Genomic DNA, 6,543 nt, shown 5'->3' on the forward strand with positions numbered 1-6,543 from the left:
GGACCTTCGCCTTGGGCGACGAGGCCGCGCTCCTTATGGCCGGGTACCCCGACGGAAGGCCGGACAATCCTTTCCCTTATTTCACCGAGGTCATGACCGGGTTCGAATACACGGCGGCCATCGGCATGCTCTACGAGGGGAAGACGGCGGAAGGCCTACGCACGATCGGCGACAACCGGGCCCGCTACGACGGCCACAAGCGCAACCCCTACGACGAAGCCGAATGCGGCCATCACTACGGGCGGGCGATGATCAGCTGGGCCGGGATCCTGGCCTTGACGGGGTTCCACTACTCGGGGGTGGAGAAATCGCTTTCGCTGGACGCCCGGGAGGGGACGTTGTTCTGGTCCAACGGCTACGCCTACGGCACGGCGACGATGAAGAAGAACGGCGCCGGCTGGGCCGTGACCCTAAGGGCGCTCAAAGGCGAGATGGCGTTCCGAACGTTTACGGCAAACGAAAAAGAGGGGGCGATAGGGAAGTTCGTTTACACCTCGAAAGCTCTCCAGACGGTCGCTCCGGGGAAAGAGCTGACCTTCGCGGCGATACCGACAAAATAGCTAAAGGGATGAGATCCCTCGCCCCGCCTGCGGCGGGACTCGGGATGACCAGAGAATATTCGGGCTCGGGATGACCCAAGGCGGCTCCCGCCGCCTTGGGTCACTTTCCCCAGAGCTCGATGACCGCCCGACGTACGGCGTTGTTGAGCTTGCGGTAGCGGAACGTGACCTCGCGGACTTTGCGGACCTCGCCGGGCAGATCCTTGGCCGTGATCAACAACTGGCGCAGGGGGCCCGCGGCGCGGTCGACATCGATCGAGTCGCGGTCGATGCCGAAATTGACCTCGCGACGGCCCAGGAGCTGGTAGCCGTTGGGGACGACGTTTGGAGTGCAGGATGTGATGATGATGACGGCGGCGAGAACGGCCGCCCCGATTTTCCACCTCTTCATGGTTCCTCCAATCGGTAGAGTATTATAACGAAGCGCCATTATGTCACAAGCGCAAGCCCTCCGCCAAGCGCGGGAAGTGGCGCCCGGATATGGTAAAATGCCGGTCGAGTAGAAAGGTTTCCATCAATAGAGAGGCGATCCCATGAAGCTCACCCGCCGCAATTACCTCCGTCTTTCCGGCCTCGGCGGCCTCGGCCTGGCCGGCCGGGGCTTCCTCCACGGCTGGCCCGGCAACCCTGCCGCCCGGCCCGACGATCTTCCGGCCGTCATGAGGCGCTTGGCCGGAGGGCGCGTCCAAAGGTTCAACATGTCGGGTTTCGCGGCCCCGCCGCTTCAAAAAGTCCGCCTCGGAATCATCGGCCTGGGCCAGCGCGGGCCGGCCCATATGATCACCATGACCCATGTCGAGGGGACCGAGATCAAGGCTCTCTGCGACATTCGGCCGGACAAGGCCGCGGCGGCGAAAAAACAGCTCGAGGGGACCCTTCACGCGCCCGACGTCTATACCGGCCCGGAAGACTGGAAAAAAGTCTGCCAGCGGGAGGACCTCGACCTGATCGTTCTGACCACTCCCTGGTATATGCACGCCATGATGGCGGTCTACGCCATGGACCACGGCAAGCACGTGGCCTCCGAGGTTCCCGCGGCGGGGACCATCGAAGAGTGCTGGCGGCTGGTGGAAACGGCCGAGCGGACCAGGCGGCATCTGATGATGATGGAAAACTACTGCTACCTGCCGTTCCAGCTCCTGACCCTCAACCTGGCCCGGCAGGGCTTTTTCGGGGATGTCGTGCACGGCGATTGCGCCTATAACACGAGCAAGATGGGGAACAACTTCTCCAAGACCATGTATTGGGACATGTGGTGGCTGCGCCAGTACGCCAAGCGGCGGGGCAACCTCTATCCCACCCACGGCCTGGGCCCGGTCAGCACCATCATGGACATCAACCGGGGGGACCGCTTCGAGTTCCTGGTCGCCGTCGAAAGCCGCGACTTCATGATGCGGGCCAAAGCCCGCGAGCTCGCCGCCGGCGACGAATTTTTCAAGCCCTTCGCGGAGACGGACTACCGGGGCAACATGAGCGTCACCACGATCCGAACGGCGCTGGGGCGGACCATCACGGTCCAGCACGACGCCACGTCCCCCTCGCCCCACAACCTGATCCACGGCATCTACGGCACCCGCGGCGCCGCCCTCTACGATCCGCAGCCCCCGAGGCTCGCGGCGGGCAACCATGCCTGGGTCTCGCCGGAAGAGTTCAAGGCCCTGGAGGAAAAACATACCCCGAAAATCACCCTGCAGCTGGCCGAGCTGGCCCGCCAGACCGGGGCGGGTCACGGCGGAACCGATCTGATGGAGGATTGGCGGCTCATCGATTGCCTCCGCCACGGCCTGCCTCTGGATCAGGACGTTTACGACGCCGCGGCCTGGAGCTCCATCGTCCCCTTGAGCCAGTGGTCCGTGCTGAACCGCTCCAATTCCATCGACATCCCCGACTTCACCGCCGGAGCCTGGAAAACCAACCGCCGCAACATGGACATCAACCTGGACAAGGGCGGGCAAACCCGGATCATCGTTTAACGGGCTTATAGAGATCTTCTCCCATCTCCGGGGATTGTGAAGCGCCCGAAGATGGGAGAAGCACCGATTCTTTGGTAAGATAACCGCCCAGGAGGCACCCCATGGCGAAAGCCCTTGTCTGCTATTATTCGAAGACCGGCAACACCGAAAAGATGGCCATCCGGGTCGCCGAGGCTCTCGGCGCCGCCGGACTGCCGGCCGATTTGAAGAAGGTCCAGGACGTCGGGCCCGACGACCTCCTGGCCTACGACTGCATCATCCTCGGCTCGCCCGTCTACTACGGCACCATGGCCTGGCCGATCAAGAAGCTGCTGGACGAGAGCGTCAAGCACCACGGCAAGCTCAAGGGCCGGGTGGGCGGCGCGTTCTGCTCGTCCGGCAACTTGGCCGGGGGCAACGAGACGACGGTGCTGAACATCCTGAGCGCCCTGCTCATCCACGGCATGATCGTCCAGGGGGACCATCAGGGAGACCATTACGGCCCGGCCTCCGTCGGCAAGCCCGACGACCGGGCCGCGCGAAGCTGCGCCAAGTACGGCCAGCGGCTGGCCAAGCTGACCTTGAAGCTCTTCCCCTAAGTCGGCGAACCCAAGCGGCATGGACACGAAGCCCCGGCCAGCCGGCCCGGCCGTTTATTTCGGCCTTTGCGGGGCCGGCCTCTTGGCGCTTGTCGCAGTGTTCGGCCGCTTCGGGATCCCGGCCGTCGATACTCTGAAATTCCTGGCCGGTCTGCTGGCGGGGGTGTTCCTGCCCGGCCTGGCCCTGGTTCGCCTCCTCAGGCTGGACGGAGACCGGGTCGAGCGGCTGGCCTTGGTCCTGACTCTGGGCTTCACGGCCTCCACCCTTTTGGCCAGAATCGCGGGCTTGCTGGGCTTACCGATCCTCCTTTGGGCGGGGCTCGCCGCCGCCGCGGCCTTCGTTCTATCGGGATTGATATCCCACCCCCCGAAGGCCGCGGATTTCCGCTTCCGGGTGACCCGCCAGGGGCTTCTCTTCGGCCTCTTGGCGCTCCTGGTGCTGGCCGCCCTGTGGATCGACAATTACCGCAACGGGATCACCCTGGCCGACGGCTCCGTCCGCTATTTTATGCACTTCTACGACGGCTTCACCCGCACCGCCCTGACCCGCGAGCTGAGCCATGCCGTGCCGCCTCAGATGCCCTTCGCCGCCGGCCTTCCGATCAGCTACCACTACGACATGAATCTCTTCGCCGCCGAGTTCTATAAATATCTGGGCCTCTCCGTGGCCGACCTCTTCCATCGGATGACGATCACGTTTTATTTCGCGGCTTTCCTGCTCTCGGCCTTCGTCTTCATCCGCCGTTGGGCCCGATCGACGAACGCGGCTTTGTTGGGATCGTTTCTAGCGGTTTTCGGGACCGGAGGTTTCGGCTGGGTCTCCGGCCTGCTGGCCCCCAGCGCCAACGCTTGGGGCCAGACGTTCTTCTCGTTCTACTACATCGACCTGGTCAGCATCAACCCCATCCTGCCCGCGCTGGCCGTCTTCTTCGCCGGGGCCTTCGCCCTGCACCGCTATTTCGAGAGCCGCCGGGCCGGCTGGATGCTGGCCGCCGCATTCCTCCTGGCTGTAATCACGGGATATAAAATGACATTTGCGGTCCCGGTGCTCGGGGGACTGGCCGCCGTCGCCGCTGTTTATCTCGTCTTTCGGCGGGAGACCGCGCCCCTGAAGCTGGCCGTGGCGACCGCTCTGATGACCGCGCCGCTCCTCCTGCTGGCGGGCCTCCACAATATCCACGGCCCCGCTTACGGTCCTCAGATCGCCTTCAACGACTGGGTCTCGGCGCCGCTCTTCCAAAGCGGCCTGACCCGGCTGGCCGAAACCTGGCGCGACCTGACCCATCTCCACGGCCTGACGATCCTCTCCCTGGCGGCTGGGCTGGCGGGTTTGGCCGTCTTCTTCGCCGGAGGATTCGGGGCCTCGCTTCTCGGACTTCCGTCCCTCCTGCGGAGGACCTTCCGATTCCGCCGCGAAGACGCCGTGACGACGTTCCTGGGCGCCGTCTTCCTGGCCGGGATCGTCCTCTTTTTCTGGGCCTCGCCTCGCCTGGGGTTGACGCCGCGGCCCTGGATCGTCGTCGATATTTATAAGCTGTCCGCCTTGATCCTCCTGGCCGCGGCGGCCGGGAAGGCGATCGACCTGGGCGGCCGGGCGCGCGGAGCGGCACGTTTTGTCGTCCCAGCCGTCTTGATCCTATTGAGCATCCCCAATACCGTCCAATTCGCGGCCATGAAAGCCGCCTACCCCGATCCGAAGATCTTCCGCTCCGACTTTCTCGAGGCTTGCCGTTTTCTGGAAAAAAGCTCCGGCTCGGATGCGGTCGTCCTCTACGGGGAATCGATCACATATGTCCCCTACTTCGCCGACCGCCGCGCCGTCCTCGACCGCACTCCCCATGCCTACCTGCCGTATCACCTGGAGTCGGGCCAGTTGGACGAGCGGCGGAGCGATATCAAGGCCTTCTTGGCTGATCCGGCCGGTCATGGGCCGACTTTGGCCAAATACGGGGTCACGCATGTCATGGTCAAGCGGCGCGACGACGCCGCGATTTGGAAAGACGAGCTTCCCGAACGCATTGACTGTCCGCCCTATCGGCTCACCGCTGTCTTCCGGAATTTCCGCTACGCCGTCTTCCGAGCCGATATACGGCGGCCCTGACCCGTGTCGGCTTGGGTCAAAGCGTTGTTTTGGCTATAATACGGCCCGGATGAACACCCTGCCCGCTCCGCTGATCTCCGTCATCGTTCCCGTCTACCGGAACGAAAGTTCCCTGGAGGAGCTGGTCGCCCGGCTGCGGGCCGCCCTCGAGCCCCTCTCCCCCGACTTCGAGATCATTCTGATAGAAGACTGCGGCGGCGACGGGTCCTGGGACGTCATCCGGAAGCTGGCCGCCGCGGACGCCCGCGTTCTGGGCGCCCAATTCAGCCGCAACTTCGGCCAACATTACGGTATCAGCGCCGGGCTGGATCTCTGCCGGGGCCGCTGGGCCGTCGTCATGGACGCCGATCTGCAGGACCGGCCCGAGGAGATCCCGGCCCTCTACCGCAAAGCCCTCGAGGGCTACGACGTCGTCGTCGCCCGCCGGATCGGCCGCAAGCACAGCCCGGCCCGCCGGGCCGCTTCGTTCCTCTTCGCCAAGGCCTTCTCCTACATGGCCCATATGAAGTACGACGCCCGGGTCGGGAACTTCCGGATCGTTTCGGCCCGGGTCGTTCAGGCCTACCGCCGGATGCGGGAAACGCTACGCTTCTTCCCCGCCTTGGTCGAGTGGATGGGCTTCCCCGCCGCGGCCGTGGACGTCGTCCACGACGAACGGGCGGACGGCCGCAGCGCTTATTCCTACCGCAAGCTCCTGCGGCTGGCGGGCGATGCGGTCATCGCCTACTCCGACAAACCCCTCCGGCTGTCGGTCCGGCTGGGATTCGGCCTTTCCCTGCTGTCCTTTCTCTACGGCGCCTTCCTGATCTTCATGCGCTTGGCGAAAGGGATCGCCGTCCAAGGCTGGACCAGCCTGATCGTCTCGGTCTTCTTCCTGGGCGGCATCATCATCTTTCTGCTGGGCATCCTCGGCATCTACCTCATCCGAACCTTCGACGAAACAAAAAAACGACCGCTTTACATCCTTCGGGAGACGACCCGCGATGGACTCGACGCCCCAGCCCTGGATTGAAACCCCCTGGGACGCCCGGGCTTTCGGCGTCCCGACCTACGAGCTGACGTCTTTCGAGCCCGAAGCGCTGGGCCGCCTCGATGGGGTCACGGGTCATTTTACGGCCAAGATTCCGCCGCGCCTGGACGCCGCGCCGCTCCGCCGGGCCGGCTTTTATTACTGCGACACGCTGCTCGAGCCCTGGGGGACAAGGGATGACTTGCGGTTCGCCCCGGATCCCCGGGCTTCTTTTGTCCGGGATATGGCTTGGCAGGATCTCTCCCGCATCGGCCACGGCGTTTTTTTCGGCCGCTACCATCGCGATCCGGCCATCTCGAAG

At 64.4% G+C, this 6,543-nt stretch carries 7 protein-coding genes; 6 read left to right on the plus strand and 1 reads right to left on the minus strand.

Annotation, left to right across the window (positions count from 1 at the left end; all coding sequences use genetic code 11):
- The coding region (locus tag NTZ26_13525) for a hypothetical protein (protein MCX6561521.1) at positions 1-560 on the plus strand (560 nt) is incomplete at its 5' end.
- A 100-nt stretch (positions 561-660) separates the two neighbouring features.
- Here the strand turns inward: NTZ26_13525 and NTZ26_13530 are convergent.
- A complete protein-coding gene (locus NTZ26_13530; protein ID MCX6561522.1) occupies positions 661-951 on the minus strand; it encodes a hypothetical protein in 291 nt (96 codons plus the stop codon).
- A gap of 142 nt (positions 952-1,093) precedes the next feature.
- Between NTZ26_13530 and NTZ26_13535 the strand changes: the two genes are divergently transcribed.
- From NTZ26_13535 to NTZ26_13555, 5 genes are all read left to right on the plus strand, one after another.
- Positions 1,094-2,533: a Gfo/Idh/MocA family oxidoreductase gene (locus tag NTZ26_13535; protein MCX6561523.1), complete on the plus strand. Its 1,440-nt coding sequence runs from the start codon at positions 1,094-1,096 to the stop codon at positions 2,531-2,533.
- Positions 2,534-2,634: 101 nt separating this feature from the next.
- Positions 2,635-3,111: an NAD(P)H-dependent oxidoreductase gene (locus NTZ26_13540; GenBank protein MCX6561524.1), complete on the plus strand. Its 477-nt coding sequence runs from the start codon at positions 2,635-2,637 to the stop codon at positions 3,109-3,111.
- 19 nt (positions 3,112-3,130) lie between these two features.
- A complete protein-coding gene (locus NTZ26_13545) occupies positions 3,131-5,212 on the plus strand; it encodes a hypothetical protein (protein MCX6561525.1) in 2,082 nt (693 codons plus the stop codon).
- A 49-nt stretch (positions 5,213-5,261) separates the two neighbouring features.
- Entirely contained in the window at positions 5,262-6,224 is a 963-nt protein-coding gene (locus NTZ26_13550; protein ID MCX6561526.1) for a glycosyltransferase family 2 protein, read from the plus strand.
- Positions 6,196-6,543: hypothetical protein (locus NTZ26_13555; protein ID MCX6561527.1), on the plus strand; the 348-nt coding region annotated here is incomplete at its 3' end. The genes NTZ26_13550 and NTZ26_13555, both read left to right, overlap by 29 nt.

It is taken from the genome of Candidatus Aminicenantes bacterium, assembly GCA_026393855.1.
GTDB lineage: Bacteria > Acidobacteriota > Aminicenantia > Aminicenantales > UBA4085 > UBA4085.